Raw genomic sequence first — 26005 nt, forward strand, 5'->3', positions numbered from 1 at the left:
GTTCGATTTATCGGCTTATGCGCCGCCTTCCGGTGCCGCAGGTTCACCCCATGCCACGCCAGTCAGGTACGCAACCGCGCTTGCGCGACGACGCGCCCAGTTGATGGTACGTTCCGCACGGAAGCCCACGCTGTTCGTCTGCCAGAGCGACACAAGGCCGGTTGCAGGCGTTGGCGTATCGCTGTCATGCGTCGGCGCGTTGTCCATTTCGAGCGATGCTTCCATGGACATGTCGACGTTCACGTCGCCGTCGTCGGCCTGGTAGATGTCAGACGCATTGACCAGAGCAACGATGCCGTCAGGCACATACTCAGACACGATCACCGGCAGGCCGGAGAGCGTACCGCCGTTCATGGTGATGCCTGGGAACTCTGCCTGACCAAGCGGGTTGGTCATGAGCGAGAGAGCAAGCGCCGTGGTGGCTTCCGTGATGAACACGCCAGAGGTCGGCGCATTGTTCGCAGCGATGAATGCACCGAAAAGCGCCTTCAGATCGGCACGAACGGCATCGGCAGTGTTGCCCGACGACGGGATACCGGCCACACCGTTCAGGATCGACGCTGGGGAGATGTCAGCAACAGCAGCCTTGGCCGGGTTGATGAAATCGATATCCAGACGTTCGCGAAGTGCAGCGGCCAGCTGGTCACGAACGATGGCCTCAGCCGACGGCGAACTGTCACGCAGCACTTCCATCGTCACGACGGCGATGTTTGCGACCTTCAGCGGTGCGAGGTTGGTGCGGCTGAAGTCAAACTTGGTCAGCGGCTTGGCCTTGCCTTCGCCTACCCAGTAGCCGGAACCGCCCGAAGTCTGACCGATCAGCGGAACGCGGAACGGTACGCGACGAAGCGACGGAACGCCGCTGGCACCGAAGCGGCCAAGGATGGTCTGAGGGCGAAGCCATTCCACGAAATCCGCGAACAGGCTGGTTTCATCACCCACCAGATTGCCCGCCCAATTGGCATTCCCGGTATTTGCAGCCGGAACAGCGGCCTTGGCAAAAAAGCCATAGATTTCGCTGTCCTCGCCATACAGGTTCTTGGCGATCTCGCGGACGTTCACAACGTCGATCTTGGAGATCGCCTTCACCTTGGCAAGTCGGGCGAACATGATGCCTGGTTCGACCTTGGGTCCTTTCAGGACGATGCCAGAACGAGCGGCAGCGGCCTTTTCGGCAGTCGTGATCTGGTTCGCGACAATCGACTTTGCGGTCAGCCCTTGAGCCTTCTCCAGAGTACGGAGACGCTTCAGGTCGCCGTCGATTGCGGAAAGTTCAACTTCAAGCGCGTCGAACTCTTCCTGTTCGGCGCCGTCAGTCGAGCGACCTTCGTCAATCGACTTCTGCATTACTTCGCCCATACGGGCCGATTTTGCGTTGCGGGATGCTTCCAGCGCCGCGATTTGTTCAGCAACGGTAGCCATTGCATTGCCTTTCTGTGAATTGAGGATGACTGGTTTTGTTGGTTTCCCCGCAGCGCCGGGGGCGGTTTTCGTCACGGTTGCCGGAATGCCAGACGCGGCGGGCAGTCCCGTGTCGAAAGACTTGATGAGCGCGATACCTTCCGCGTCCATATTCTTGATGCTGGTCATGACGGCCTCGGCTTGAGCCGGGATCGTCACCGCCGAGAGTTCAAACACCTCTGATTTGGTGAAGCGAATGCCGTCATTGTCGAGAAAAGCGTATTCGATAGCCCGGAAACCGATGGAAACGGCTCGGACCAAGCCAAGCTTGATGCTCTGCCATGCCTCATCAACTCGATCCTTCAGAACGCCGGGTTCATCGATAATCGGTAGTTCGGCCTCGAATGTGATGCCGTTCGCCGTTGGAGCGTCGAATTTGACCGTTCCTATGGGCTTATCGTGCTTGTGCTGCCACAAGAACGGCATCGGGTTGGTGAATTTGACGCCCAGCGGCTCCACGATGTCGCCCACGCGGTCAGGCGTCGGCGTCGTCGCGATGCCACGAATGACGCGCTTGTCCTCGCTGATCGATTTGACTTCGAGGAACGAATAGGCGCGCTGCGCCGACAGATGCCGGTTCATAGGCAACTCTCCGTTTCTTCAGGTTTTCGGGTTGGATCAGCCCACGACCATGAACTGATAGGCCTTCTTCCGCTTCGCTTGCGGGTTCCGGCTCATGATGGTGACGGCATCGAAAAGAGCCATCACCGGGTCTATCTTGGCATCGCCTGCCGTCTGCTTGGTGGCGCGGATCGCGGTAGCCGTCGGCTCGATCTTCAAATTGCTGACGCACCACTGCATGAGCGGCCCGCCAGCATGCCTGAACGTGCCGTTTTTCAGCTTGCGTTCCGTCGTCTTGATCGAGTTCATCATGGCGTAGCCTTGCGGAACACCGATAAGCAGGCCGTTTTCGTCGGTGATATCGACGTCCGGAGCCGCGAGAGCGTCCACCATTTCGCCCAGTCCAGCCGGGTCAACTGCGACCGATGCGAGGACGCCTAAATCCTTCACACGCTTGATGATGCTGACAATCGTCGCGATATCTTCCAGCGCGTCATCGGTAATCGTCAGTTGCCCGGCTTTCTCCAACTCCAACAGCTTCGAAGCGATTGACGTTCGTCGGGTCAGAACGCCTCGATCACACCAAGCATGAGACCAGCTAAGCCAGACCTTCATTTTCTGGGTTTGCGGGAACCCGTTGACCATCACCGTTACCTTGATTTCCGCCGGTTCACGGCCAACAATTGTCAGGCCGAACAAGTCATCAAGTCCGCCGCCATCCAGACCGACCACAACGGCCTCCGAACGCCTGAAAAGCGCTTCCAAGGCTTCCATATGCGACAGTTTCGATAGTTCCGGATCTACTCCACTGTCCCATAGGTCAGCACCTGGCCACCGGTTGGCGCGCAGGTTCATGCCGATCTCAATATTCAGATGCTTGGCAAGGAACGTCTGGGTAGTGTCGCCGTCATCGTCTTGGCCGCGCTCAACGTTCCGCATCTTGTTATGAAGCCAATCCTTGCGCACCGACCGTCCAAGATTGGGGTTGGTCACATAGAAGTTTTCAGGCTTCATATATGCCTTGGACTTCACCATGCGTTCCGGGAACTCGTAGAGTATTGGCATGCTGCGCGGGTCTTCGATAACGCCGTCGCGCACATCGCGGAAATAGTCCAACTTCTCCTTGAATACGCCCGTAGGAGGAGCATCAGACTGAGTGGTGATGTAGATTACAAACCCCTCGGAACGGGCTGCCAGGCCGCCCATGGCTTCCTGTAGCATTGCAGCCGCGTTTGCCTTCTTGCCGAACAGCCAAAGCTCCTCGATCAGGACGAATGCAGCTTTCTTGCCTGCCGATGTCGACGCATCAGCCGAAATCACCTTCAGGACTGCCGATGTGACCCTATGCGTGATCTGCTTTAGGTTATCCTGCACACTGAGCAGGTCCATAAGCTCCTTGTCGGCCTTGACCATTTCGGCAGCAGGTTTGAACGAGTTATCGGCAACCTCTCGTGTCGGTGCCAGGATCAGCAATTCAGCAGCAAAACGCCAGTTGCGGATCAAAGCCGTGAGCATGATCCCGGCGACTAGTGTGGACTTGCCGTTCTTTTTACTGACCAAAAGAAAGAACTCTTCGATCAGCCTGGTTGCAGTACTCGCATCGTAGGCACCGAAGACGGCCCGAACGATATCGAACACCCATTCGTCAGACACTTCACCGAAGGTCGGGAAGTCGTATTCGTCGGTTTCGGGCCGATAGACCTTCGGCATGTCCACGACCTTGAGGGCCTTGAACACTTCCAGCGCGGCTTCGGCTTCGTCCGGGAACAGCGGATCGCATGGAACCAGCGACTTTCGGTTGATGATCCTTTCTTCCCAGTCCGGGCAAGCGGTAGACCAGTGAGCCTTCATCAATTGTTACTCACGATCAGCTTGGGCGGCGCTGGCGGTGCGAACTTCCCGCCCACTGCCTGCGCTGCGAGCTTCTGTTCTTCCTTCTTGCCGAGCTTTGGCTTCTTTTCAGGCTTGTCGGGGTTCCGTTTCCGGTTCGCCTCATTCGCTGAAACCTGCTCGATCAGGCGATTTTGCGCCGAGACATTCCCGCCTATGGCTGACTGATATCGCGCCCAGAGCACATCAGCCCTGACTTTTGCCGTCGCGATGTCCATCTCCAAAGAAAAATGCTTGCGCAAAGTTGGCTCGGAAATGCCGATTGCTTCGGCTATCGCCTCATTTGTCATCCCGCAGGCCTTGAGAACCCGCACTTTCTCACGATGTTCATCCGTCGGCGCGAACTCAGGCCGACCGCTGTTTTTGTTACCGGCCATGGGCGAAAATCCGTTGTGAAGAAAAAAATCGTGTTCGTTAGAAGGGCGCGGGTGTGGCGTCTGCCCCGGTTTTCTGGGCGAGGTACCCCCCGGTCGAATGTTTCACGGGCAGTGTTTCACGCATGATCGGCACTTCCGTTTCAATTCCAGGTTAATACCAAAGTTGATCACGAGTTCTCCTTGCCTTTGGTGCGCGTTCACGATTGTATCGATTTGTTAAACAAGGGAGGCTTGAATGAGTGATGAAATAAAGGTCGGTTCTGTCGTACAACTGAAGTCGGGTGGACCGAGGATGACTGTCAATGGCATCGATCACGCTATGGGCGAGGATGATCGCCTTAGCGCGTGGTGTGATTGGTTTGTTGAAGAACGTGGTTCCCTCCAACAAAAGAACGGTGTCTTTCCTCTGACTTCACTTGAACCAGCTTAATTGAGACAAGGGGCGGCTCAACTCTGAAGCTGCCCCTTGTCTCCCGACTTCAATATCCTTGCCTACGCTCTTCGGACTGTATGAGGCTGTCATGCACAGACTTCGCCACAGTCTCGATATTGTTAATGTCCCAGAACAGTTCCGGGTCTCCTTTGTGCGGGATGATGTGGTTAGCGACTGGGCTATTCCCTGCCGGGTACTTGCCTATGCAGAGAGTGCCGGTGCGCTTGCATGTGTACTGATCGCGCTCCCAGACCTTTTGTCGGAGCTTCTGCCACTGGGCGGTGTAGTACCAGCGCCGCCAAGGCTGGGTCTCGTCTCGTTCCTTCAACCTGGCTTTCTCACCCTTCGATACGCTCATGCGAGGCTTGAGGGTGCGGACCAGTGGCCGAACAGTCTTGATCCTAGCCAACGAACCCTCTTGATTTGCTGGAGCCGTCCCTGTTTATTCCCCGATGGGAAATGGGAGGGCTGAATGTTTCTTGAATGGCTTACTGTGATAGCTGGGGCGTTATCAGCTGTGTCGTGGCTGATTTCAGCCCTGATAACGCCAGATTTTTCTATCTCATACTGGGGCGGGCCACCTGCGCACATCCGTAAACGTGCGACATTGGGAACCTGGCTGAACGCGTCTGGAGCGCTATTTGCTGCTATCGCTATCGGTGCCCAAGCGATTTCAACCTATATCTCATTGCCCCAGTAGCTCGGCAGCTGCTTAAACTTAGGAGCATCGTCTATGAGTATCGAAAGCCCTTCTTACGAGCAGATGAACCAAGCGCTAGATTTAATCAGCGAGATTGCTGAAAAGGCAGCTGCCTCCGATGGCATCCCCTCGGAAGTTGACCAAGCTTTAGACAAGATCATTTCTCTCGCTCGCTACAAGTCGAATGTCAGTGGGGCAAAGCTCACCCCAAGGACGTAGTCTTATTGACAGGCCCGCGGAAGGGTTCGAACCTTCGCACCATGGCTCTAACCTACTGAGCTACGCGGGCCTGTCGTTTGAGGCTCAGGCCTCAATGCAATTCTTTGACCCCACCCGTGCGCGCCGGGTGTTCCATATGCTTGTTGAGCAGGGATGTTCATGGGGTCTTTGTGGCCCGGTCTCGCCGTGGCGCACTTCTTCGACGTTACCGTCTATGGATGCCTTTTTACGCAGTTTTCCGACACGGCGTCAAACTCGACTGTCAACCGATATGACGCGGTTCGGCTTCGAACGTTCATAACACGTTGACTGGTAATAGGAATTATTGCCTCTGATTTTCGGGATGGTGCGTCGATTGTAAGGAAAATATGCCTGATTTCGGGGCCAACTGGCAACACCCCGAAACCGGCTGTTTTGTCATTGTATGTGCCGCTCCGAACAAGATAGGCCATTAAACGACATATCGGAGTTGATCTTCCAGCAAATCAGGCGCTGGTTCACCTCTGGCAATCTCCATTCCCATCGTTGCCAGTTCGTCGGCTCGTTCGTTGCCGGTGATCCCGACATGGCCTTTAACCCAACCGATGGTGATATGGTCCTTGCCGTCAAGCACAGCGTCGATCTGCTGCCATAGGTCAGCATTGGCAAGCTCTTTCGTCTCGCCGCGCTTCCAGCCCTTTTTCTTCCAGCCGTGTCGCCAGTCATTGCAGCCGTTCACCACATACTGACTGTCACAGAGGATATGCACCGGCTCGCCTTGTGCGACTGCCCATCGAATAGACATAAGCATGCCGGTCAGTTCCATGATGTTGTTCGTGCTGTCCAGCATGCCGCCGCAGTTGGAATGCACTTCCAGACCATCACGGTAAACGGCAAAGCCCCATCCACCATCACCGGGATTTGGCTCGCAACCGCCATCGGAGAACACGACAAGGCCAGCGGTTGGCAATGGCGGGCGGGCGGCCACCTCCCGTTTGTTGCTCTTTCCACCAGATTTAGCCACCTGCTGCGGTTTGACTACCTTGGCGACCTTCGGCGCGTCTTCGGGTAAACGCTCTTGTATAGCCTTTAAAATCAGAAAGCAGGAAGTGCCCATGGGTGGAAACTTGAACCGGGTGCCGACAAGCTGTTGAGCCATGAACGTTGCCTGACGCTCAGTTTTGATGCTGGATGGCTCCAGACCGGCATTCTCCAGCCAGTTTCGGAGCGGATAGAGGCTATCTGGCCACTGGTAAGTCATGCCGCTGTCTCCTCTTGGTCCGAGTACAGCTTAAGGATATGGCTCAAGCCTTCCTCGACATCCTCAAGAATGCTCCATGCGTTGAATGCTGTGCGCTTGAGGTGAGGGACAGATAGCCATGGATGAGGGCCAGTCACCCGGTTATGGATGAACTGAAACATGCCGACTATTTCGATGTAAGCCTGCTGCTCTTCCTGCTTCACGGCATACCGTCCAAGTTCGCGGACGGCTATGTCAATGCCGCATTTGCTTTCGTGATATCGCCTCAACCATCGCGAATAGTATTCGAGCGCCTTATTCAGGCTCTTGGCGCGTTCAATCTTTGGCATCGCTGCGCAAGCCTCTGCTGATAGCAGGAACGACCATTCACACACCGACCGATAGTTACCGAAGAACATATTGTTCTGCCGCCAGTGGCGGATATCGACAACGTTGTTCATGCTATCGGCCTCCATGCCAAAAAGGACATCGCGACCTTATCCCGGCTCATCGCCTTCAACGTCGCAATTTCTCCGAGTGTTCGATCTTCGGGCTGCCCAGCGAACAAGCATTGGAAGCGATCAATCATCGCCGGTTCGCACAACTCCATGAACGCATCTCTGTTAAGGTCGGGCAGTGCATCACGAAACACATTGAAACTCTCAAGAGCTTCATCTTGTGGCTGCTTGAGCGGCTTGCCTTTGACCGTGACACGGGAAGCTGCTGACAGTACGCCCATATCATCAGACGGCCAGCCGGTGCCGTCATGCCAAATGACTTCCGCAATCTTGGCACCGAGCACGAGTTTAATCGCGTGTTCGACACCAGCTATAACTAACTCTTTCCGGGCAGACGGACTAAACGAAGTGCGAATATCCGCAGCGATGTTGCGAATATCTTTCGCACTTAAGTCCGATACCTTCTTCCCTTTAACCAACTCAGCCCGCACCGCTGCATCAATCTTGGCTTCGATCTCACGATCAATAAGTGAAATTGGCTTGTTCATACCAAGCGCTCCCGTGCTTCATTCAACGCTGCAATTAGCGCGTCTAGGTTCTCGATACCTACAATCGTGATCTTGCTTTCCTCATAGCCAAGCCACGCCTGTTTCAGGTGAATACGATTGCCGAGTGTGTCGCAGTCCAGCGCGATGTACCCTTGATGAGGAACGACGATTTCCGCTTTCGAAACCCGTCTCCTGTCTGTCGTCTCGCTTTCTGTCTGACGTTTCCGTCTCTGTTTCACGTTTCTGTTTCTTTCTCTTTTTCTCTCTCCTGTTTCTGTATCCATTTCTGTCTCTGTCTCTGTGTGTCCACAGGCTCTCGACAGGCTGTCGAGAGGGTATTCATAAGCTGTCATGAGCGTGTCCCTCCGAAACCGGAATATCCGCTTCGTTCTTCGTCTCGGCTGTTGAACTTGGTCTTGCTGAGAGCTTCAACGAAATCGGCTTCCACCTTTTCGCGGATCGTGTCGCTTTCAATGTTGGCGATCAGCTTCTGGGTGCCTTGCGCATGGCTCTTGTTGGTTGGCGGCGAAACCCGAAACCAGCCATTAATGAACACTTCTTCGGTTGCGTCGTCGTAAGAGATCAGCCCCGAAGTAATCAGTTCGCTTCGGGATGTGGTGTATTCCTCAATGCCCCATCCAAGGTCAGTGCAGGCGTACCCTTCCGGTATCCGATAGCAGCCTGCGGAGTTCTGGTGGCTACACGTGACGTAGAACAGCAGAAGCAACCTGCATTTGTCGGTCGATAGCGACAGAAAGCGACGGGACCGCCAGATAGCTGGAGAAACCATCGAGAATTGACGTGAACTCATTGAAGTGTCGCTCCCTCGGCGTTTTCCGATGGCAGTCTGAGGTTGTATTTGACGTGAAGTTTTCCTTCCTTATCGAAAGCGATAAACACAACGAGATAGCCATTCTTGATAAGAGACATATTGGCGTCGAAAAGCTCCTGATCGGACATGGGAAGCCCTTCGGTGATGGTTTTGAAGGCTTCAACCAAGATCGACAGAGCAGGCTCCCCAAGATGCTGGGAAGCCTCAGAATATGAATGGCTGGCCGTGACACGGTTCCAGTCAAGCTTTGATGCGCGGCGCTCTTTCCGGTTCATCGAGCCACCTCCGGCAGAAACGCGGCAACCAGTTCCTTTTCCTTGAGGTCGCCCCATTCCGAGAACGATATGCAGGACAGCATGAACTCGGCCTTGATGCGCACCTCTTCAAGCGAGGTGCATATCGCGTCAAGAACAGCCTGCCGGGTTGCATCGATACCGTCATGGAATGACTTATCCACGTGGTCCCATGCTTCGTTCGGGATGGCGTGATAGACTTCCATATTCGCCTTGTGAGCGGCGATTGCCTGTTGGAGGCTCATTGGCTTGCCTCCTTGGGATAAAGGCGGCTCATGAAGTCGCGTTTCAGCGCTTCAGACCGATTGCGAACATCATTCCAGGCAAAAGCAAGCTGCTCTAGCTCTTCGTCGGTAATCTGAACCCGGCTGTATTCGTCATATTTTGACGTTTGGCCGATAGTCCTATCCAGAATATCCGCGAGAATGCCGGACATGCAGACCAGCGCCTGAAAGTCGAACTCGATATCTTTAAGTTGTGAGACGATTTGCTTTTCGTTGATCATGCTGCACCGCCTGACGCTTCCGTTTCGGAGGCTAGTTGGCGAGCCATTGCACTGAAGTCAGCGAGATTTTCAGCGAAGAATGCTTCTTGCCGTAGCAGCAACCATGCTCGGCGTTCATGGTCATCCGGCGAAACAGGAGTTACGGCACGAGCGGTATCGGCAACAAGTCCAGCGATGCCGTCAACGAAGTCCATCAGGCTATACAGGGTCTCGCCTGCTTCGTTGAACCGGTCTGTTTGCTCGTTGTGATATCGAGGCTGGCTGACCAGTCCGGCAATGACATTGTGGACCGTTCGGCAAGCTTCATAACAAGCCGACATCTCGTACAGGCTATGGCCGGTGAAGTGATGCGTTCCGAAATACAGATTGGTGCTCTGCATTTTGATTTCCGGCATCATTGTCAGATCGTCCGGAAGTGTGGTATTGCTCTGCATGTTCTTAAAACCTTTTGCGGGGTTTGAACCATGGTCCAGAGAGGCGGCAACCTCTGCTGGGCCTTTTCTTTTCTGGGTCACGCTGCGGCCTTCCCTTTGAAAAAGGCAACCAATTCACCGCGCTCGATAACCCATCGATCTCCGATTTTCTTCGCAGGTAGCTGGCCCTGTTTCAGCATATAGGCCGTGGCAGGGAAGCTCTGTCCGATCACCTTTGATATTCCTTCAATTCCCCAAATCAGTTCCAAAGCGTTGTCGCTAGCCATTTATATGTTCTCCAATCGTTCATGAGTGCAACTTGCCATCACAACACTTTATTAACCGAGATTAAGAATGAGTGCAAGTCGCCCTATTGCATTTTTTGATGGCAAGTTGCACTCATTATGAATGACAGAGAAACCGAAGTACCCAAGTGAAGTTGCAGAGCGCTTTCAAATCAGGCTTCCGCCGGGCTTGAGGGATCGCATTAAAGCGTACGCAGACGCTCATGATCGATCCATGAACACTGAGATTGTGCGTATTCTTGAGAGAGAATTCCCTGAACCGTGGGATTTGACGGGGCGCGTCACAGAACTGGTCGAAATGATGAAATTCATTCGAGAAGGAAAAGACGACGATCAGAATGTTCACAAGATGGCAGAGATCATCAAGGAGACAATTGAAGGTATTGCTTCGGGCCGTGTGAGAGGTGTTGATGAAGAAGCCCGGAAATCCATTGCAAGCGAATGGAACGAATACCAAGAAGAATTACTGAAATACGATGATCGAACCCCGGGTTACGACCACATAGAGTATCAGTCCCTTCAACGCGCAGGAAACACCGCGAAATACGTTTGGCCTGATGGGGAGATAGGGCCGAAAGAGCCGAAAAGAGAGCAAGGTTCCGGCAATCCTAAAGACTACGACGATCCAGATTTTCCGGACTAAGCCATGTCGATACGCAAACGAGAATGGACAACTCCAAAAGGCGAACAGAAATCGGCCTGGGTGGTTGATTACGTCGATATTCAGGGGAAGCGGCGCCTAAAGACCTTCGCGAAGAAGAAGGATGCCGATCAATTCTCAGCAACAGCGAAGGTGGAAATCCGCGAAGGAGTGCATGTCGCGGACAGCGCCAGCGCGACAGTGAAGGAAGCGGGAGAGTTTTGGATCAAGCGATCCGAGCAGAACGGGCTAGAGCGCGGTACTATCGTTCAGTACCGGCAGCACCTTGATTTACACATCAAGCCTTTTCTGGGAGACACGCTGCTCTCGCGGTTGAACGTGCCGACGGTCCGCGCATTTGAAGACAAGATGATTGATGAAGGCCGGTCGCCGTCGATGGTCAAGAAGGTGCTAGTCAGCCTCGGATCTCTGCTCTCCGATGCGCAGGAGCGCGGCCTCGTGGTTCGCAATGCTGTCAGGGAGAAGAGCCGCGTTCGTCAGAAGGGCAAGGATAGACGCCTAGAACGCCGCCAGAAGGGCAAGCTCAAGCTTGGGGTAGACATTCCCACGCCAGCGGAGATCAAGGCCATTGTTGGAGCGCTGCAAGGCAAATGGCGGCCTATCCTGCTGACCGCGATCTTTACCGGGCTTCGGGCTTCCGAACTTCGCGGACTGCGATGGGCCGATATCGACTTTGAAAGGCGGGAAATTCACGTTCGCCAACGGGCCGACAGGTTCAACAATATCGGCAGGCCGAAGTCAGAAGCCGGTGAGCGCGCTGTGCCTATACCTCCCCTTGTCCTGAATACACTCAAGGAATGGCGTTTGGCATGTCCACGTCCAAGAGTGAAGGACGCTGACGGAAACGTCGTACAGGAGGAAATAAAGCCGGAGCAGCTTGCATTCCCGAATGGTCTGGGGAAAGTGGAAACGCTGTCGGCGATTATGCAGCGCGGCTTCCAGCCTTTGCAGATCGCGGCAGGTGTGTCGGTTGATACGGGTCGTAAAGACAAGGACGGCAAACCGATCATGGCGGCGAAGTACACGGGCTTTCACTCGCTACGTCACTTCTATGCGTCGTGGTGTATCAATCGAAGGGAAGACGGCGGGCTAGGACTGCCCCCGAAGATGGTTCAGGAAAGGCTCGGTCACTCGTCAATCATGCTGACGATGGACACCTACGGCCACCTGTTCCCGCGCACCGATGATGCTGAAGAACTGGCAGCCGCAGAGACCGCGCTGCTTAGTTAGCCGGGTGTTGAGTATTTAGAACGCAACATCAACGCAACATGCTTTTCTAAGCTACTGATTTAATTAGCCTCAGATCATATTCCTAATCTGTAGGTCACAGGTTCGATTCCTGTCGGGATCACCACCGCAATTCACCCCTCATACGGCCAGCTGGCCTGCGAAAAGACACCGCCATCGACCCATATCGTCTGGCCGGTTACAAAACGCGCTGCATCGGAAACAAAGAACAGGACCGGCCCGGAAATGTCTTCCGCCGTTCCCACCCTGCGCAGCGGTGTGATGCGTGCCCAGGTGCCCGCATAGTCGGGCTGCTCTTCTGCTGTGCGTTCATTGAGGATCGCACCGGGAGCCACGCAATTCACCCGGATGCCATGCGGCCCGAGCTCCACTGCCGAAGCCTTGGTGAACTGCTCTATGCCGCCCTTCGATGCCGTGTAGGAAACCAGTTTCGGAAAGGCGAGTTTGTTGCAGCCTGAGCCGATATTGACGATGGCACCGCCCTTGTCGGCCTCAACCATACGCTTCGCGGCAGCCTGCGTGTTGAGGAAACAGCCTTTCAGATTGGTGCGAATAACATCGTCCCAACCGTCTTCGGAAAGTTCCAGCAAAGGTGCCCATGTCTGGATGCCTGCATTGTTGATCAGCACATCGGGTGCATCGCCGAACCAGTCGCAAACCTCGTCGAAGAAGGCTTCGACCTCGACGCGCCTTCCGACATCGCAACCAAGCCCCAGCGCCTGACCACCAGCCTCCTCGATGGCTTCCACGAGCGATTGTGCAGCTTCGTCATCGTGCTTGTAGCTGAAAGCCACCGTGTAGCCCGCTTCCGCAAAAGCAGAAACAAGATGCCTTCCGATGCCGGTGCTCCCGCCCGTGACGACTGCAAACCCATTCATAAAATTCCCTCCCGAAGCATCCAGAAAGAGAATTTAATCAAGTTTGAACAATGGTAAAGCTGTGAAAATGGAAATACCAGTTTTCCTGAAAGAGGAGGCTTAACATGAACCCCGATATTCAAGTTGCCAATGGCGCGTGTCACTGCGGAACGGTACGTTTTCGCGTCAAACTATCCGACGGGCTTAACACTGCGCGCCGCTGCACCTGTTCCTATTGCCGGATGCGCGGAGCAGTCGCCGTTTCCGCCGATCTCAATGGTGTTGAAATTCTGGAAGGCGAAGCTGCGCTCACGCTTTACACATTCAACACAGGGGCGGCAAAGCACTATTTCTGCTCGAAATGCGGGATTTACACCTTCCACCAGCGCCGTTCCAGCCCGCACCAGTTCGGCGTGAATGTAGCCTGTCTCGAAGGTATTTCGCCCTTCGACTTCAAGGTTATTCCTGTCAACGACGGCGTGAACCATCCATCCGACAATCCGAACTACAAAGGTTCCGGCATCGCTGGCTATCTGCGTTTTGAGCCGGTTGTTGAAGCCGATTAAATCCTTGCACGCCGCTTCTGCTCGTTTTTCTCCCATGAGAAAACAACGGGCGGCAGCGGATCGCGCCCGCGAATAATGTCCGATCCCTTTTCGCCGACCATGATGGTCGGCGCATTGGTGTTGCAGGACGGCACGCGCGGCATGATCGAGCTGTCGCACACCCGCAAGCCCTCCAGACCGCGCACGCGCAGTTCGAGATCGACCACGGCTGAAGCGTCGGTGCCCATCTTGCACGTGCCGACCGGATGGTGATCGGTCTTGGCATTGGCGCAGGCATAGTCGAACAGATCATCGTCGGTGACCACTTTCGGCCCCGGCAGCCGTTCGGCCATGACATAAGGTTTTAGCGCGGCCTGCTGCATGATTTCGCGCGCGATCTTCAGCCCTTCCAGCGACATTTTCAGATCGTGCGGATCGCTCCAGTAATTGGGGTCGATCAGCGGAGCCGCTGCCGGATCGCTGGATGCCAGACGCACCGTGCCGCGCGAGCGCGGATGCAGATAGGCGGAATTGAGCGTCACGCCCGCATTCTTGAGCTTCTCGACACCTGCTTCAATCCCCGAACCGAGTCCCAGATGGAACTGGATATCCGGCGAACGGGCATCCGGGTCGGCATACCAGAAACCGCCCGTTTCAAAGAGGCTCGACGCCACCGGGCCAGAGCGCAACAGCATATATTGCAGGCCCGCGCCAAGCGTGCGGTGCAGCTTGGCGACGCCGTCATAAGTGTGATCGCCAGTGCATTCGCTGATGACGAACAGGTCGAGATGATCCTGCATGTTCTCGCCAACGCCGGGCAGATCGTGTTTTACAGCAACGCCTGCCTGTTTCAGATGATCAGCCGGTCCGATCCCCGATTGCAGCAGAAGCTTCGGCGAGCCGATAGCGCCCGATGAAATGATGACTTCCCGCGATGCGCGCAACACCTCGCCACTCATCAGGGCGACGCCCGTGGCGCGCGTCTTCTCCAGCACGATGTTGCGGACTGGCGCATTGATCCTGACCGTCAGGTTTCGCCGTCCCTTGATCGATGCGAGATAGGCAAGTGAGGCGGAAGAACGGCGGCGGTTGCGCTGCGTCAGCTGATAGAAGCCGACACCCGCCTGTTCGCGCCCGTTGAAATCCGGGTTGTAGGGAATCCCCAACTCCTGCCCGGCGCGGATATAGGCATCGCAGATCGGCAGCGGTGCGGACGGCATGGAAACACCCAATGGCCCGCCATAGGAATGATAATCATCGTTGAAACGCTGATTGTCCTCGGCGCGTTTGAAATAGGGCAGCACGCTGCGATAATCCCAGCCGGTGCAGCCATCTTCATCGGCCCACAAATCATAATCGGCAGCATTGCCGCGCGTATAAATCTGCGCATTGATGCTGGAACCGCCACCGATCACCTTCGCCTGCGTATAGCGCAACACGCGGTTCTTCATATGCTTTTGCGGAACGGTCTCCCATCCCCAGCTGGCCACGCCCTTGGTCATTTTGGCAAAGCCGGCAGGCATATGGAAAAGCGGATTCCAGTCACTGCCGCCCGCCTCCAGCAGCAACACTTTCACCGAGGCATCCTCGCTCAGGCGATTGGCGAGAACACAACCGGCAGGCCCACCACCCACGATGATATAATCGTAATTCATCACGTCGTTCCTAAAGCTTTGCTATCGAAAGGCCGCCATCGGCATTGATCACCGACCCGGTGGCGAAGATGAAATTGCCGCCCGCAAGCCCGGCCACGATAGCGCCAACATCGCCCACCTCGCCCCAGCGTTTCATCGGCACCAGCCCGCCGTCGATCAGCCTGTCGTAGCGCTTGGCGACCTTCGCCGTCATGTCGGTGCGAATGATGCCCGGTCGCACTTCGAACACACCGATCCGCGCCTCGGCCAGACGCAGCGCCAGCCCCAGCACAAAGGCGGTCAGCCCCGCCTTGCTGATGCAGTAATCGAGCCTTTCCGGCGAACTCATCACCGATGAAACCGAACTGATCGTCACGATGCTGCGTGGAAAACGCACATCGGTGACCGCCAGCATGGCTTTCACCACGCCTTGCGTGAAAAACACTGTGCCACGCAGATTGACCCCCATGATGGTGTCGAAATTTTCAGGCTTCAGCCCAAGAAAATCGCCCCGCTCGACAGACCCCATGCCCGCATTGTTGACGAGACAATCGATGCTGCCAAACTCCTTCAGCACAGCAGCAATCGTCGCTTCGTGCGTTTCAACAGCAGCGAGATCGCCTTTGAAGAAGGCCACCTTGCCACCCATGCCGCGCAATTCGTGGATGACGGCCTCGTCGTTCTCAACATCGGTAATCGCCAGATCGAAACCCTTTGCCGCCAGGGCGCGGGCAATGCCAAGCCCGATGCCGCGACGTCCGCCGGTTACCAGCGCCACAGGTCTTTGACGGTTCATGCCAGTACCTCCCGAGTAAGACTGTCAGACACGCGCAGCGCCTGCGCAGCGATGGTCAGCGCCGGATTGACCGCCGCCGATGTCGGCAGGAATGACGCATCGACCACATGGAGATTGGGATGATCGTAAGCGCGGCACCAGGGATCAAGCGGCGCTGTCGCCGGATCATTGCCAATGCGCACCGTCCCGCATTGATGCGACGGCGTGCGCCGGTCGAAGGCCCGCGACAGCACGACGGGGAAACCCGCTGCCCGCAGCGCGGATTTGAGCTTTTCCACCAGCATCAGATGCGCTTTCCAGTTGCTGCGCACCCAATGCAGAACAATGCGGTCACCATCCACAGTCACGCGGCTTTCCGGGGATGGCAAGTCTTCGCTCATGGCGTAGAAATCGATTGTGTGTCCGGCAATCCGGCTCAAAAGCCATTCCGGAATACGCGGCATATTGGATTTCAGAATCGCGCCCGACACGCGCCCCAGCAATTGCACATTGCCGAGCGGCGGCCCGCCTGCGCCGTCCGACAGGTAGTAATCGTTGAAGCCAAAGGTCTTCTGGTAGACGCTATCATTGCGATAGCGCGGATCAAAAGCGATCACGGCGCTTGCGTTGTGGTTCATGAAATTGCGACCGACCTGATCGGAACGATTGGCCAGTCCCGACCGCAGCAAGAGCGCCGCCGATTGCACCGCACCGGCGGACAAAATGACAAGCTTTGGACGCAGGACCAGCGCCTCGCCGTTCTTCACATAATGAACAGCCACGATGGTTTTACCATCCGGACCGGCTTCCAGCCGCGTCACCCGCGCCGCTGTTTCCAGCCGAACGTTCGGATGCTTGAGCGCCGCCGCGAGCGGACAGGTTTCCGCATCCATCTTGCCATCATCGCAATTGGGATGCGCATCCCACGGCGTCTTTGCCTTTGCCAGCCAGCGGTCAATATCGACCCCAAGCGGTAGCGATGCAGCATGAAGACCGTTCTTCTTCAACCGCGCCCGCACATCGGCAATCGCCGGTTCGTCATGGATCGCCGGATAGGGATAGGGCTTTGAATGATCCGGCTCGGTCGGATCGTCGCCCAGTTCGCCGCGCACATGAAAGAGCTGTTCGGCGCGGCTATACCACGGCTCCAGCTCGTCATAGGCGAATGGCCAGGCGGGCGAGACGCCTTCCAGATGCGCCATTTCCGCAAAATCCTCGCGGCGATAGCGGATCAACACCGCGCCAAAGAATTTGGAATTGCCGCCGACATTGTAATAATTGCCGGGATTGAACGGCGTACCGTTCGTCTCGTACCAGAACTCTTTCGGACGAAAGAAGCCTTGTTGGAAAATGGCGCGCGGGTCGCGGTTTTCCGGTCTGTCCGGCAAATGCTCCCCCGCCTCAAGGATGAGAATGTCGGCACCCGACGCCGCAAGACCGGCGGCCATTGTCGCGCCGCCAATACCCGATCCGATGATGACGATATCCGGCTGTCCTCCCAAAGCCGTCACTCCCTACTTCGCCTGAGGCATCCACCAGCCGCTGCGCGCGCCGATATGCAGATTGAGCGTCTTGGTCTCGGTGTAATCTTCCACCGCATGACGGCCCAGCTCGCGGCCAAGACCCGACTGGCGGTAACCGCCGAAAGGCAGTTCCGGTGTGCCGTCCATGAAAGTGTTCATCCAGACCGTACCGGCCCGCACCTTGCGCCCTATAGTCATGCAGGTATCGAAGTCGCGGCTCCACACGCCTGCGGAAAGACCGTAATCAACCGCATTGGCAATGGAGATCGCCTCATCCACCGTATCGAAGGAAAGGACTGACAGAACCGGCCCGAACACTTCCTCACGCGCCACGGCCATGTCGGCCTTCACGCCTGCCAGAATGGTTGGCCCCATATATTGACCAAGACCGAGATCCAGAACTTCGCCGCCATGAGCCAGCGCCGCACCGGCCTTTTTGGCCTGATCGACATAGGCGCCGACCTTGCTCAGATGCTGCGGCGTGATGATCGCGCCCACCTGCGTGCTGACATCAAGCGGATCGCCGACAATGACCTTTTTCGACAGATCGGCGACGCGCCCGACAATCTCATCGACAATCGAGCGATGCACGATCAACCGCGAACCGGCATTGCAGCACTCGCCCGCATTGAACCACGCGCCGAAAACCGCCGCGTCGATGAAGGCATCCATATCCGCATCCGGGAACAGGATTTGCGGGTTCTTGCCGCCAAGCTCCAGCGACACTTTCTTGAGCGTCTGAGCGGCATTGGCCATGGTCAGCTTGCCGACGCCAGTGGAGCCGGTGAACGACACCATATCCACATTGGGATGCGTGCTCATATGCTGGCCGACATCGGCGCCCGTTCCGGTGATGATATTGACCACACCGTCCGGCACGCCTGCCTCAGCCAGAATTTCGCCAAGCACCAGCGTCGAACCGGAGGTGAGTTCCGAAGGCTTTACGACCGCCGTGCAACCCGCCGCCAAGGCGAAAGGCAGCTTCTGCCCGACGATCAGGAAAGGAAAGTTCCACGGTGTGATGATGGAGACGACACCAATCGCCTCACGCAGCACGACGCCCAAAGTACCATCGCCCAGCGTATTATAGCTTTCGCCGTGCAGATCACGCGCCAGCGCTGCCGCATAGCGCCAGATATCGACGGAACCGGCAATCTCGCCGCGCACCTGACTGATCGGCTTTCCAGCTTCAATCGCATCGAGATAGGCAAGCTCTTCGGCCCGGGCTTCGATCAGATCGGCAGCTTTCAGCAGAACCAGCGAACGCTGCGATGCCGTTCTGGAAGACCAGCGCCCATCGTCAAAAGTCTTGCGCGCGCTCGCTACGGCGCGTTCCACATCCGCCTTGTTGCCCGCCGGATAACGACTGACCGTCACACCATGGCCGGGCGCAACGCGCTCGATGCTGCCACCGCTTTGGCTTTGCACCCATTTGCCATCGATCAGCATGGAGAATTCGCGGACGGCCAGTCCGGCCAACGGTTGCGGCTTTACAATCGTGCTCATCACCATTTTCCTTCAAAATTTGCTTCGCGCTTTTCGCTGAACGAGCGCACGCCTTCCTTCAGATCGCCGGTCTTGGCGACAAGGATGGAACCCAGCGCCTCGACAGCGGTTCCATTGTCCTCGCCATTGGCGACGGACAGCATCAGTTTGGAAATTTCCAGTGCAGCCGGTCCGCGCTTGGCCACCCGCGCCGCATAATCCTGCGCCGCCTGCAAGGCTGCGCCCGTCTCGACAACGGCATCGACCAGCCCATGCGACAGCGCTTCCTCAGCCGCAAACATTTCACCGCCCAGCACCATGCGCCGCACGATCTGCGCACCAAAGCGGCGCACAAGACGCTGCGTGCCCGACCAGCCCGGGATCATGCCAAGCGAGGTTTCCGGCAGGCCGATCTTCGCCTGTTTTTCGACAATGCGGATATCGGCGGCCCCTGCCAGTTCCAGCCCACCACCCAAAGCATGGCCGTTCATCGCCGCGATCAACGGCACACGCAAAGTCGCAAGCCGCTCGAACACCCGATGCCCATAACGCACCCAGGCGTGGCCGAACTCCGCCGGTTCCATGCCGCCCCAGGCCTTGATGTCACCACCGGCGGAAAAAGCCTTGCCCTCGCCGGTCAGGATCGCAACGCGCACGGTGCTGTCCGCCTCCACCCGGTCACAGGCGGCAGAGAGTTCCTGCAAAAGCTCGATATCGAAGGCATTGAGCTTTTCGGGCCGCCTGATGGTCATGACCGCGATGTGATTTTCGGTTGTGATTTCTATCCGATCAGCCATCTCACGCCTCCAGCTTTCGCGCCGGTTTTTGCGGCAGCGTGAGGCCAATCGGCTCCTCTCGGAACAGCGCCTGATCCATGGTCTTAAGCTTGTCCGAAACGATCAGCGGAAATTCGGATTGATCGAGAATATGCGTCTGCAAATCCACACCCGGCGCAATCTCGGTGAGTACAATGCCTTGCGGCGTCAGCTTCATCACCGCGCGTTCGGTGACATAGGTAATGTCCTGCCCCTGCGCGACGCTGCGGGGGCCCGAGAAGGTGACATGCTCGACCTCATTGACGAGCTTTTTCAGCTTGCCTTCCTTCTCGATCACCAGCTTGCCATCGGCGACCGACAATTTCGCACCCGCATTGAACATGCCGGAGAAGACAATCTTTCTGGCCCTTGCCGTGATATCGACAAAGCCGCCTGCCCCTGCAGTGACATGCGGACGGAATGACAGTTTCGACACATTGACCGAGCCGTCGCGTCCGATCTCAAGGAAGGACAAAAGCGAGGCGTCAAACCCCGCGCCCTGAAAATAGGTGAACTGATAGGGCGATGGCATATAGGCGTCCGCATTCGCTGCGCAGCCAAAGGCAAAATCCAGCAGCGGCACGCCGCCGACAGCACCCTGCTCGATCACCCATGTCACGGCACCGTGCAGGCCTTCTTCCAGCAAAATGCGCGGTACATTGGCGGAAATGCCGAAGCCGAGATTGACGGCGCTGCCCGCCTGCAATTCCTGCGAAACACGGCGCGCAATCGCCTTCTGGATATTGAACTCGGCCAGACGGAACGTGTCCAGCGGACGGAAAATCTCGCCCGAAATCGCCGGGTCGTAGAGCGTCTGCGTCGTCTGCTTCTGGTCGGGATCGACCACGATATAATCGACCAGAACACCCGGCACCCGCACATCATGCGGCTTCAGCGTGCCTTCCTTGGCGATGCGCTTCACCTGCGCAATGACGATGCCGCCATTGTTGCGCGCGGCCAACGCCTGATCGAGACCGCCAAGATAAGCGCCCTCATGCTCATAGGTGAGATTGCCGCGTTCATCTGCCGTCGTTGCGCGTATGATCGCCACTTGCGGGATAATAGCCGGAAAATAGAGCCAGTCCTCGCCTTCGAAGCTGACATGTTTCACAACCGGTTCCAGCGCGGCCTTGTCATTCATCGCCGTGCCCTGACGCTTGGGATCGACAAATGTATCGAGCCCCACCTTGGTCAGCACGCCGGGGCGCTTGGCCGCCGCCTCGCGATGCATATCGAACAGAATGCCTGATGGGACATTATAGGCCGGGATCTCATTATTGGTGATCATCTGCCAGATCAGCGGCGGTTCGGCGCTGGACGGGCCGGACGGATAGGAACCGCCGATGATCTTTTTCAACAATCCCGGCTTGGCGATGTAATCCACCCCCTTGATGCCGCTCATATCGCCTGCCGCAATCGGATGCAGCGTGGTGATATTTTTGGGATGGCCGGTTTCGTCAAACCGCTCGCCAATCGCTTTCAGCGTCAGGTCGGGGCAGCCGAGACCGCTCGATGAAGAGACCGAAACGACAGCATTGTCGGGGATGAGTGCAGCCGCTTCCGCAGCCGAAATATGCTTGTTCATGGTGTTCAGAGTCCAGATTGAACGGCGGTTGCCTTGCCGGTCTTGGCGGCTTCAGCGACCGCAAGCCCGGTGGCGAGCGACCAGATGCCGTCTTCCAGTGTTGCAGAAGGCTGGCCCTTGCCAGCAATGGCGTTATGAAAGGCCTGCAAGGCAGTTTCGTAGAGATTTTTCTGGTCGAGCGGCAATTCGCGCTCGCCGTTTTGATCGCGCAGTAGCACCGAACCAACCGGCTTTTGCGTCATCACATTGCGCGCCACCAGCGAGCCTTCGCTGCCATGCACTTCAAAGCCGGTTTCGGCATATTTGGTGGTGAAAGCATCGTGGAACTGGGCAATCGCGCCGGAGGAGAAGCGCAGCACCCCCATCACACCGTCTTCCAGCCCAGCGCCGCCCATCTTACCCTCTAGGCCCCCTTGCTGGCTGAAAGCCAAGGCTTCGACCGGATTTTCGCCCAGCACGAAACGCAGCGTGTCGGCATCATGCACGGTGATATCGAGGATGACACCGCCACCGGCATCCGGCCGCTCGATGCGCCAGCCCTGTAAATGCGGCGGCAGATAAACCGCATGGAAAACCCGCGCGCCAAGCACCTTGCCGATCCTGCCCTGGGCGATGGCATCACGCATGGCGCGGTGGCTTGCAGCATTGCGCAAATGATGGTTGGTGCCAGCCACCACACCCGCTTCGCGCACGGCCTTCAGCATGGCATGGGCATCGCCAATCGTCAGCGCCAGCGGCTTTTCACAAAGGATATGTTTAGCCGCTCTGGCGGCAGCAATCGCCTGATCGCGATGCAGTTCATTGGTGGTGGAGATATAGACCGCTTCGATTTCCGGATCGCCCAGCAGCGCATCAAGGCTTGTCACCGCGCGGGCAATCCCGTTTTCGCGGGCGTAAGTTTCACCGCGCGCGGCATTGGTGCTGTAAACCGAAACGACTTCGCCGCCGGTCGCGCGAATGGCTCCGATCACCCACTCTTTCGCAATCGTGCTTGCGCCTATAAGGCCCCACTTTGCCATTGGTGTTTCTCCTCCCTTTTGGTCTGCGCGCCACAGCTTGCGCGCACCGCAAGACGCACCGCCAAACGCTGCGCCTCCGCCTCCACCCGTTCCGAATTGATCTGCTTCAACAGAAGCTGTGCCGCCCGCTCGCCCATCCCCTGCGGATCGACCGACACCGTTGTTAATGCGGGCACCGCCGTCTTTGCTTCGATCACATCGTCAAAGCCGACCACGCCGAAATCGAGCCCCGGTTCCAGATGCGCGGCGCGCAAGCCGTCACAAACGCCAAACGCCACCGCATCGTTGAAACACACCGTAGCCGTCGGCTTTGCACCCAGCAGCAACATGCGCTCCACCGCTTCCACACCGCCTGCCCGCGACGGCGCCGATGTGAAGACCAGCGCCTCGTCAAAGGCGAGACCCGCCTGCTCCAGACCGGCGCGATAGCCGGAAACACGTTCAGCAAACACCGCCGTATCCGCATAGCCGCCCATGAAGGCGATATTCCTGTGACCGAGACCAACCAGATGCTCGACGGCCTTCGCCACACCGCCGCGATTGTCGGACAGAATGGACGAAACGCCGGAACCCGGCACATCGCGCACCATCTGCACAACAGGCAGGCCGCTTTTCGCCAGCGGCTTCAGATCGCCAGACTCGGTGCCACGCGCCGGTGAAATGATCAGCCCGGCAATGCCATGTTCGCGCATGGAGGCGATCACCTCACGCTGCCGGTCTATGCTTTCCGCCGTATTGGCCAGAAACTGCACATAGCCCGCCGACTGCATAACGCGGTCTATGCCGACGGCCAGTTCGGCAAAGAAGCTGTTGGTCAGATCGTTGACGACCAGCCCGATGATCTTGGATTTCGACTGACGCAGATTGGCAGCCGAGCGATTATAAACATAACCGAGCTTCTCGATTGTTTCCTGAACCTTGACCCGCGTTTCGGCATGAACCAGCGGACTATCCCGCAGCACCAGCGACACGGTCGATTTCGACACGCCAGCCTCGCGTGCAATGTCGATAACGGTGACGCTGCTCTTGCTCATGATCTGCTCCAATTTCCGCCACTGATTTAATTGGAACGTTCCAATACTGTCAAGAGAAGAGACTTAAACCGCTATTTGCCTTCACTTCGCCATAATTGAAAGCCGGTTTTGGTACAAGATTTTTGAGAAAATACGCATTTCGTACCTAAAAGTACTCAAATCACATTTTTGCCGTAATTTTTGCTCGAATTGCCATTTGGAACGTTCTAAAACAACAATCGAATATTCAAGCGGAGGAACGATAAGGCATGAGTGACCATCAAGTGATCTTGCCGGATGGCAATGGAAGCCTGAGTTCCTACGCATTGAGCGGGACGTCGACCTCACGTCCCGCAAGCCCACCGCAGTTCAATCGCATTGCCTATGCGGCTGCGCATGTTGTCTCGAATCCGCTGAAAGATACCCGTCCATGGAACGAACCCGCGATAGACTGGGACGCAACCATGGCCTTCCGCCATCATCTCTGGAGCCTCGGTTTCAAGATCGCTGAAGCAATGGACACGTCACAGCGCGGCATGGGGCTGAACTGGGCGGGGGCGCAGGAATTGATCCGCCGCGCGCTGGCAGAAAGCAAGACCGTAGCGGGCGCCGATCTCGCCAGCGGCGCAGGCACCGATCATCTCGATCCGGCGGAAGCAAAAAGTCTTGATGACGTCATCAGGGCTTATGAGACACAGGCTGGTTTCATCGAGAAACACGGCGGGCGTTTCATCCTGATGGCAAGCCGTGCGCTTGCCCGCATTGCCCAGTCCCCGGACGATTATGCCAAGGTTTATGGGCACATTCTCTCCAATGCCCGCGAGAAAGTCGTACTGCACTGGTTGGGCGACATGTTCGATCCGCAGCTTAAGGGCTATTGGGGTTCTTCGCGTTTCGAGGATGCGCTGGATACGGTCATCGGCATCATCGAGGCCAACCGCGACAAGGTAGAGGGCATCAAGATTTCGTTGCTCGAAGAGCGCTACGAACTTGCGCTGCGCGACCGGTTGCCGGAGGGCGTACTCTGTTTCACAGGCGATGATTTCAACTATGCGCCGCTGATCGAGGGCGACGGCAACAAGCACAGCCATGCGCTGCTCGGCATTTTCGATGCGGTCGCCCCGCAGGCTTCCAGCGCGCTGGTGTCTCTGGCGGCTGGTGACAATGCGCGCTTCCGCGCGATCATCGAACCAACTGTACCGCTATCGCGCAAAATCTTTGAAGCACCGACGCAATATTACAAGGCAGGCATCGTGTTCCTCGCCTGGCTCAATGGTCACCAGAGCCATTTCACCATGCCGGCTAGAATGCAGTCGGCGCGTGGCATTTTGCATTACGCCGACATATTCCGTCTCGCCGATCAGGCCAATGTGCTCGACCGGCCAGACCTTGCCATCAGCCGCATGAAACAGCTTTTGGCCGTTCATGGCATATCGTGAAAGCAGGCGGCTCTGTGTTCGGCGCATGTCTTGATCCCGAAACCGGTTCCCACTTTCGGGAGACATGCTTTCACCGCCTGCTCTTCCAAATCACCGCCAGCCAAGGCCCGGCGCAACATGCTTGAGGATCGACTCGATCACATGCGCGTTGTACTCGACGCCAAGCTGGTTCGGCACGGTGAGAAGCAGCGTATCGGCTTCGGCAACCGCCTCGTCCTTGGCAAGCTCCTTGATGAGCTGATCAGGCTCTGCCGCATAGGACCGGCCAAAGACAGCCCGCAGATCTTCCTCGATATAGCCGATAGAATCCTGCTCCTTGCCGCCATTGCCGAAATAGGCCCGGTCGCGATCATCGACCAGCGCGAAGATGCTGCGGCTCACCGAAACACGCGGTTCGCGCGTATGTCCGGCCTCCTTCCAGGCTTCACGATAGGCGCGAATCTGCTTGGCCTGCTGAATATGCAGCGGCTCGCCTGACTCGTCCTTCTTCAAGGTTGAGCTTTGCAGATTCATGCCAAGCTTTCCGGCCCAGATCGCCGTGGCATCCGATGCAGCGCCCCACCAGATGCGATCCCGAAGTCCTTCCGAATGCGGCTCGATGCGCAGCAGACCGGGAGGGTTCGGAAACATCGGACGCGGGTTTGGCTGGGCAAAGCCCCGTCCCTTCAGCGCTTCAAAGAACACCTCGCCATGCTGGCGGCCCATATCGGCATCGGTCTTGCCCTCTTCCGGCTCGTAGCCGAAATAGCGCCAGCCATCGATCACCTGTTCGGGTGAGCCACGGCTGATGCCGAGCTGCAGACGGCCCTTGGAGATCAAATCTGCAGCGCTGGCATCTTCGACCATATAGAGCGGATTTTCATAGCGCATGTCGATGACGGCGGTGCCGATCTCGATCTTGCTCGTTTTGGCGCCAACTGCCGCCAGAAGTGGAAAGGGTGAAGCGAGCTGGCGCGCAAAATGGTGCACGCGGAAATAGGCGCCATCGGCCCCCAGTTCCTCGGCGGCAACAGCCAGATCGATTGATTGGTGAAGTGCATCGCCAGCCGAGCGGGTTCCCGATTGCGGCGACGGCGACCAGTGGCCGAAAGAAAGAAAGCCGATTTTCTTCATGATGATGTTCCCTGATTGCGGGCAAACGATAAGTGTCATCGCCAAATATGGCAGCGCGCCGCCAGATTGAAAGGGCGCT

The 26005-nt window shown here is 56.9% G+C and carries 30 protein-coding genes and 1 tRNA gene; 6 read left to right on the top strand and 25 right to left on the bottom strand.

The genetic code is table 11. The annotated features are described in order from the left end of the window. Positions 1 to 15: 15 nt before the first annotated feature. Genes CQZ93_RS13135 through CQZ93_RS13145 form a run of 3 tightly spaced genes read right to left on the bottom strand, consistent with a single transcriptional unit; the run spans position 16 to position 4289 of the window. Positions 16 to 2043 (bottom strand): phage major capsid protein, encoded by a 2028-nt coding sequence (locus CQZ93_RS13135; RefSeq protein WP_181153350.1) that lies wholly within the window; start codon positions 2041 to 2043, stop codon positions 16 to 18. Between the two features lie 36 nt (positions 2044 to 2079). Next, entirely contained in the window at positions 2080 to 3873 is a 1794-nt protein-coding gene (locus CQZ93_RS13140; protein ID WP_105542936.1) for a terminase large subunit, read from the bottom strand. Beyond that, complete coding sequence (locus CQZ93_RS13145) at positions 3873 to 4289, bottom strand: helix-turn-helix domain-containing protein (RefSeq protein ID WP_105542937.1); 417 nt, start codon at positions 4287 to 4289, stop codon at positions 3873 to 3875. Before CQZ93_RS13145 ends, CQZ93_RS13140 begins: the two co-directional genes overlap by 1 nt. Positions 4290 to 4524: 235 nt before the next feature. Here CQZ93_RS13145 and CQZ93_RS13150 point away from each other — a divergent pair, with 235 nt between their 5' ends. Then, positions 4525 to 4719, top strand: coding sequence for a YodC family protein (locus tag CQZ93_RS13150; RefSeq protein ID WP_105542938.1), 195 nt, complete (start codon positions 4525 to 4527; stop codon positions 4717 to 4719). Between the two features lie 49 nt (positions 4720 to 4768). Here the strand turns inward: CQZ93_RS13150 and CQZ93_RS13155 are convergent, their stop codons facing one another. Further along, complete coding sequence (locus CQZ93_RS13155) at positions 4769 to 5131, bottom strand: HNH endonuclease (RefSeq protein WP_105542939.1); 363 nt, start codon at positions 5129 to 5131, stop codon at positions 4769 to 4771. Between the two features lie 324 nt (positions 5132 to 5455). On the opposite strand from CQZ93_RS13155, the gene CQZ93_RS13160 reads away from it, so the two are divergent. Further along, positions 5456 to 5641: a hypothetical protein gene (locus CQZ93_RS13160; protein WP_105542940.1), complete on the top strand. Its 186-nt coding sequence runs from the start codon at positions 5456 to 5458 to the stop codon at positions 5639 to 5641. Positions 5642 to 5652: 11 nt separating this feature from the next. On the opposite strand, the gene CQZ93_RS13165 is transcribed toward CQZ93_RS13160, so the two are convergent. From CQZ93_RS13165 to CQZ93_RS13215, 11 genes are all read right to left on the bottom strand, one after another. Next, positions 5653 to 5711 (bottom strand) — tRNA-OTHER (locus CQZ93_RS13165). Positions 5712 to 6092: 381 nt separating this feature from the next. Next, positions 6093 to 6881, bottom strand: a complete 789-nt coding sequence (locus tag CQZ93_RS13170; protein ID WP_286153300.1) for a ribonuclease H family protein — start codon at positions 6879 to 6881, stop codon at positions 6093 to 6095. Further along, positions 6878 to 7321, bottom strand: a complete 444-nt coding sequence (locus tag CQZ93_RS13175) for a hypothetical protein (protein WP_105542941.1) — start codon at positions 7319 to 7321, stop codon at positions 6878 to 6880. The genes CQZ93_RS13170 and CQZ93_RS13175 overlap by 4 nt, the downstream gene beginning before the upstream one ends. Then, positions 7318 to 7866: a hypothetical protein gene (locus CQZ93_RS13180; RefSeq protein ID WP_105542942.1), complete on the bottom strand. Its 549-nt coding sequence runs from the start codon at positions 7864 to 7866 to the stop codon at positions 7318 to 7320. Before CQZ93_RS13180 ends, CQZ93_RS13175 begins: the two co-directional genes overlap by 4 nt. After that, entirely contained in the window at positions 7863 to 8219 is a 357-nt protein-coding gene (locus CQZ93_RS13185; protein WP_105542943.1) for a hypothetical protein, read from the bottom strand. The genes CQZ93_RS13180 and CQZ93_RS13185 overlap by 4 nt, the downstream gene beginning before the upstream one ends. Continuing rightward, a complete protein-coding gene (locus CQZ93_RS13190; protein WP_105542944.1) occupies positions 8216 to 8677 on the bottom strand; it encodes a hypothetical protein in 462 nt (153 codons plus the stop codon). The genes CQZ93_RS13185 and CQZ93_RS13190 overlap by 4 nt, the downstream gene beginning before the upstream one ends. After that, positions 8674 to 8973 carry a hypothetical protein gene (locus CQZ93_RS13195; protein WP_105542945.1) on the bottom strand — a complete coding sequence of 100 codons (300 nt, stop codon included), beginning with the start codon at positions 8971 to 8973 and terminating at the stop codon, positions 8674 to 8676. Before CQZ93_RS13195 ends, CQZ93_RS13190 begins: the two co-directional genes overlap by 4 nt. Further along, on the bottom strand, positions 8970 to 9236 hold the full coding sequence (locus CQZ93_RS13200; protein ID WP_105542946.1) for a hypothetical protein: 267 nt from the start codon (positions 9234 to 9236) through the stop codon (positions 8970 to 8972). The genes CQZ93_RS13195 and CQZ93_RS13200 overlap by 4 nt, the downstream gene beginning before the upstream one ends. Beyond that, positions 9233 to 9496 carry a hypothetical protein gene (locus CQZ93_RS13205; protein ID WP_105542947.1) on the bottom strand — a complete coding sequence of 88 codons (264 nt, stop codon included), beginning with the start codon at positions 9494 to 9496 and terminating at the stop codon, positions 9233 to 9235. Before CQZ93_RS13205 ends, CQZ93_RS13200 begins: the two co-directional genes overlap by 4 nt. Next, positions 9493 to 10011, bottom strand: a complete 519-nt coding sequence (locus tag CQZ93_RS13210; RefSeq protein WP_105542948.1) for a hypothetical protein — start codon at positions 10009 to 10011, stop codon at positions 9493 to 9495. Before CQZ93_RS13210 ends, CQZ93_RS13205 begins: the two co-directional genes overlap by 4 nt. Then, a complete protein-coding gene (locus tag CQZ93_RS13215; protein WP_105542949.1) occupies positions 10008 to 10196 on the bottom strand; it encodes a MerR family transcriptional regulator in 189 nt (62 codons plus the stop codon). The genes CQZ93_RS13210 and CQZ93_RS13215 overlap by 4 nt, the downstream gene beginning before the upstream one ends. Positions 10197 to 10317: 121 nt before the next feature. Between CQZ93_RS13215 and CQZ93_RS13220 the strand changes: the two genes are divergently transcribed. Together CQZ93_RS13220 and CQZ93_RS13225 are read left to right on the top strand one after the other, a co-directional pair. Next, a complete protein-coding gene (locus CQZ93_RS13220; protein WP_105542950.1) occupies positions 10318 to 10857 on the top strand; it encodes an Arc family DNA-binding protein in 540 nt (179 codons plus the stop codon). Positions 10858 to 10860: 3 nt separating this feature from the next. Further along, the gene (locus CQZ93_RS13225) at positions 10861 to 12105 is read left to right on the top strand and encodes a tyrosine-type recombinase/integrase (protein WP_105542951.1); all 1245 of its coding nucleotides are present in this window, start codon (positions 10861 to 10863) and stop codon (positions 12103 to 12105) included. A 131-nt stretch (positions 12106 to 12236) separates the two neighbouring features. Here the strand turns inward: CQZ93_RS13225 and CQZ93_RS13230 are convergent, their stop codons facing one another. Further along, a complete protein-coding gene (locus CQZ93_RS13230) occupies positions 12237 to 13001 on the bottom strand; it encodes an SDR family NAD(P)-dependent oxidoreductase (RefSeq protein WP_105542952.1) in 765 nt (254 codons plus the stop codon). A gap of 104 nt (positions 13002 to 13105) precedes the next feature. Here CQZ93_RS13230 and CQZ93_RS13235 point away from each other — a divergent pair, with 104 nt between their 5' ends. After that, the gene (locus CQZ93_RS13235) at positions 13106 to 13546 is read left to right on the top strand and encodes a GFA family protein (RefSeq protein ID WP_105542953.1); all 441 of its coding nucleotides are present in this window, start codon (positions 13106 to 13108) and stop codon (positions 13544 to 13546) included. Here the strand turns inward: CQZ93_RS13235 and CQZ93_RS13240 are convergent. Genes CQZ93_RS13240 through CQZ93_RS13275 form a run of 8 tightly spaced genes read right to left on the bottom strand, consistent with a single transcriptional unit; the run spans position 13543 to position 23395 of the window. After that, on the bottom strand, positions 13543 to 15180 hold the full coding sequence (locus tag CQZ93_RS13240) for a GMC family oxidoreductase (protein ID WP_105542954.1): 1638 nt from the start codon (positions 15178 to 15180) through the stop codon (positions 13543 to 13545). The genes CQZ93_RS13235 and CQZ93_RS13240 overlap by 4 nt on opposite strands. Positions 15181 to 15190: 10 nt before the next feature. Further along, positions 15191 to 15955: a 3-ketoacyl-ACP reductase gene (locus CQZ93_RS13245; RefSeq protein ID WP_105542955.1), complete on the bottom strand. Its 765-nt coding sequence runs from the start codon at positions 15953 to 15955 to the stop codon at positions 15191 to 15193. Next, on the bottom strand, positions 15952 to 17436 hold the full coding sequence (locus CQZ93_RS13250; protein WP_105542956.1) for a GMC oxidoreductase: 1485 nt from the start codon (positions 17434 to 17436) through the stop codon (positions 15952 to 15954). The genes CQZ93_RS13245 and CQZ93_RS13250 overlap by 4 nt, the downstream gene beginning before the upstream one ends. Before the next feature lie 12 nt (positions 17437 to 17448). Further along, positions 17449 to 18969 (bottom strand): aldehyde dehydrogenase family protein, encoded by a 1521-nt coding sequence (locus CQZ93_RS13255; protein ID WP_105542957.1) that lies wholly within the window; start codon positions 18967 to 18969, stop codon positions 17449 to 17451. Further along, positions 18963 to 19739 (bottom strand): enoyl-CoA hydratase/isomerase family protein, encoded by a 777-nt coding sequence (locus CQZ93_RS13260; RefSeq protein WP_105542958.1) that lies wholly within the window; start codon positions 19737 to 19739, stop codon positions 18963 to 18965. Before CQZ93_RS13260 ends, CQZ93_RS13255 begins: the two co-directional genes overlap by 7 nt. Before the next feature lies 1 nt (position 19740). Continuing rightward, positions 19741 to 21342, bottom strand: a complete 1602-nt coding sequence (locus CQZ93_RS13265) for an acyl CoA:acetate/3-ketoacid CoA transferase (protein WP_105542959.1) — start codon at positions 21340 to 21342, stop codon at positions 19741 to 19743. A 5-nt stretch (positions 21343 to 21347) separates the two neighbouring features. Then, positions 21348 to 22361, bottom strand: coding sequence for a Gfo/Idh/MocA family protein (locus CQZ93_RS13270; RefSeq protein WP_105542960.1), 1014 nt, complete (start codon positions 22359 to 22361; stop codon positions 21348 to 21350). Next, entirely contained in the window at positions 22340 to 23395 is a 1056-nt protein-coding gene (locus tag CQZ93_RS13275; protein ID WP_105542961.1) for a LacI family DNA-binding transcriptional regulator, read from the bottom strand. The genes CQZ93_RS13270 and CQZ93_RS13275 overlap by 22 nt, the downstream gene beginning before the upstream one ends. Before the next feature lie 248 nt (positions 23396 to 23643). On the opposite strand from CQZ93_RS13275, the gene CQZ93_RS13280 reads away from it, so the two are divergent. Then, positions 23644 to 24813: a dihydrodipicolinate synthase family protein gene (locus CQZ93_RS13280; protein ID WP_105542962.1), complete on the top strand. Its 1170-nt coding sequence runs from the start codon at positions 23644 to 23646 to the stop codon at positions 24811 to 24813. Between the two features lie 90 nt (positions 24814 to 24903). On the opposite strand, the gene CQZ93_RS13285 is transcribed toward CQZ93_RS13280, so the two are convergent. Next, positions 24904 to 25926 (bottom strand): LLM class flavin-dependent oxidoreductase, encoded by a 1023-nt coding sequence (locus tag CQZ93_RS13285; RefSeq protein ID WP_105542963.1) that lies wholly within the window; start codon positions 25924 to 25926, stop codon positions 24904 to 24906. Between the last annotated feature and the right edge of the window lie 79 nt (positions 25927 to 26005).

It is taken from the genome of Ochrobactrum vermis, assembly GCF_002975205.1.
GTDB lineage: Bacteria > Pseudomonadota > Alphaproteobacteria > Rhizobiales > Rhizobiaceae > Brucella > Brucella vermis.

Excerpts from the sequence above, each read along its gene's own strand:
- CQZ93_RS13135 (WP_181153350.1), bottom strand. The coding sequence starts at position 2,043 with ATGAACCGGCATCTGTCGGCGCAGCGCGCCTATTCGTTCCTCGAAGTC.
- CQZ93_RS13140 (WP_105542936.1), bottom strand. The coding sequence starts at position 3,873 with ATGAAGGCTCACTGGTCTACCGCTTGCCCGGACTGGGAAGAAAGGATC.
- CQZ93_RS13145 (WP_105542937.1), bottom strand. The coding sequence starts at position 4,289 with ATGGCCGGTAACAAAAACAGCGGTCGGCCTGAGTTCGCGCCGACGGAT.
- CQZ93_RS13150 (WP_105542938.1), top strand. The coding sequence starts at position 4,525 with ATGAGTGATGAAATAAAGGTCGGTTCTGTCGTACAACTGAAGTCGGGT.
- CQZ93_RS13160 (WP_105542940.1), top strand. The coding sequence starts at position 5,456 with ATGAGTATCGAAAGCCCTTCTTACGAGCAGATGAACCAAGCGCTAGAT.
- CQZ93_RS13170 (WP_286153300.1), bottom strand. The coding sequence starts at position 6,881 with ATGACTTACCAGTGGCCAGATAGCCTCTATCCGCTCCGAAACTGGCTG.
- CQZ93_RS13175 (WP_105542941.1), bottom strand. The coding sequence starts at position 7,321 with ATGAACAACGTTGTCGATATCCGCCACTGGCGGCAGAACAATATGTTC.
- CQZ93_RS13180 (WP_105542942.1), bottom strand. The coding sequence starts at position 7,866 with ATGAACAAGCCAATTTCACTTATTGATCGTGAGATCGAAGCCAAGATT.
- CQZ93_RS13185 (WP_105542943.1), bottom strand. The coding sequence starts at position 8,219 with ATGACAGCTTATGAATACCCTCTCGACAGCCTGTCGAGAGCCTGTGGA.
- CQZ93_RS13190 (WP_105542944.1), bottom strand. The coding sequence starts at position 8,677 with ATGAGTTCACGTCAATTCTCGATGGTTTCTCCAGCTATCTGGCGGTCC.
- CQZ93_RS13195 (WP_105542945.1), bottom strand. The coding sequence starts at position 8,973 with ATGAACCGGAAAGAGCGCCGCGCATCAAAGCTTGACTGGAACCGTGTC.
- CQZ93_RS13200 (WP_105542946.1), bottom strand. The coding sequence starts at position 9,236 with ATGAGCCTCCAACAGGCAATCGCCGCTCACAAGGCGAATATGGAAGTC.
- CQZ93_RS13205 (WP_105542947.1), bottom strand. The coding sequence starts at position 9,496 with ATGATCAACGAAAAGCAAATCGTCTCACAACTTAAAGATATCGAGTTC.
- CQZ93_RS13215 (WP_105542949.1), bottom strand. The coding sequence starts at position 10,196 with ATGGCTAGCGACAACGCTTTGGAACTGATTTGGGGAATTGAAGGAATA.
- CQZ93_RS13220 (WP_105542950.1), top strand. The coding sequence starts at position 10,318 with ATGACAGAGAAACCGAAGTACCCAAGTGAAGTTGCAGAGCGCTTTCAA.
- CQZ93_RS13225 (WP_105542951.1), top strand. The coding sequence starts at position 10,861 with ATGTCGATACGCAAACGAGAATGGACAACTCCAAAAGGCGAACAGAAA.
- CQZ93_RS13230 (WP_105542952.1), bottom strand. The coding sequence starts at position 13,001 with ATGAATGGGTTTGCAGTCGTCACGGGCGGGAGCACCGGCATCGGAAGG.
- CQZ93_RS13235 (WP_105542953.1), top strand. The coding sequence starts at position 13,106 with ATGAACCCCGATATTCAAGTTGCCAATGGCGCGTGTCACTGCGGAACG.
- CQZ93_RS13240 (WP_105542954.1), bottom strand. The coding sequence starts at position 15,180 with ATGAATTACGATTATATCATCGTGGGTGGTGGGCCTGCCGGTTGTGTT.
- CQZ93_RS13245 (WP_105542955.1), bottom strand. The coding sequence starts at position 15,955 with ATGAACCGTCAAAGACCTGTGGCGCTGGTAACCGGCGGACGTCGCGGC.
- CQZ93_RS13255 (WP_105542957.1), bottom strand. The coding sequence starts at position 18,969 with ATGGTGATGAGCACGATTGTAAAGCCGCAACCGTTGGCCGGACTGGCC.
- CQZ93_RS13260 (WP_105542958.1), bottom strand. The coding sequence starts at position 19,739 with ATGGCTGATCGGATAGAAATCACAACCGAAAATCACATCGCGGTCATG.
- CQZ93_RS13265 (WP_105542959.1), bottom strand. The coding sequence starts at position 21,342 with ATGAACAAGCATATTTCGGCTGCGGAAGCGGCTGCACTCATCCCCGAC.
- CQZ93_RS13270 (WP_105542960.1), bottom strand. The coding sequence starts at position 22,361 with ATGGCAAAGTGGGGCCTTATAGGCGCAAGCACGATTGCGAAAGAGTGG.
- CQZ93_RS13275 (WP_105542961.1), bottom strand. The coding sequence starts at position 23,395 with ATGAGCAAGAGCAGCGTCACCGTTATCGACATTGCACGCGAGGCTGGC.
- CQZ93_RS13280 (WP_105542962.1), top strand. The coding sequence starts at position 23,644 with ATGAGTGACCATCAAGTGATCTTGCCGGATGGCAATGGAAGCCTGAGT.
- CQZ93_RS13285 (WP_105542963.1), bottom strand. The coding sequence starts at position 25,926 with ATGAAGAAAATCGGCTTTCTTTCTTTCGGCCACTGGTCGCCGTCGCCG.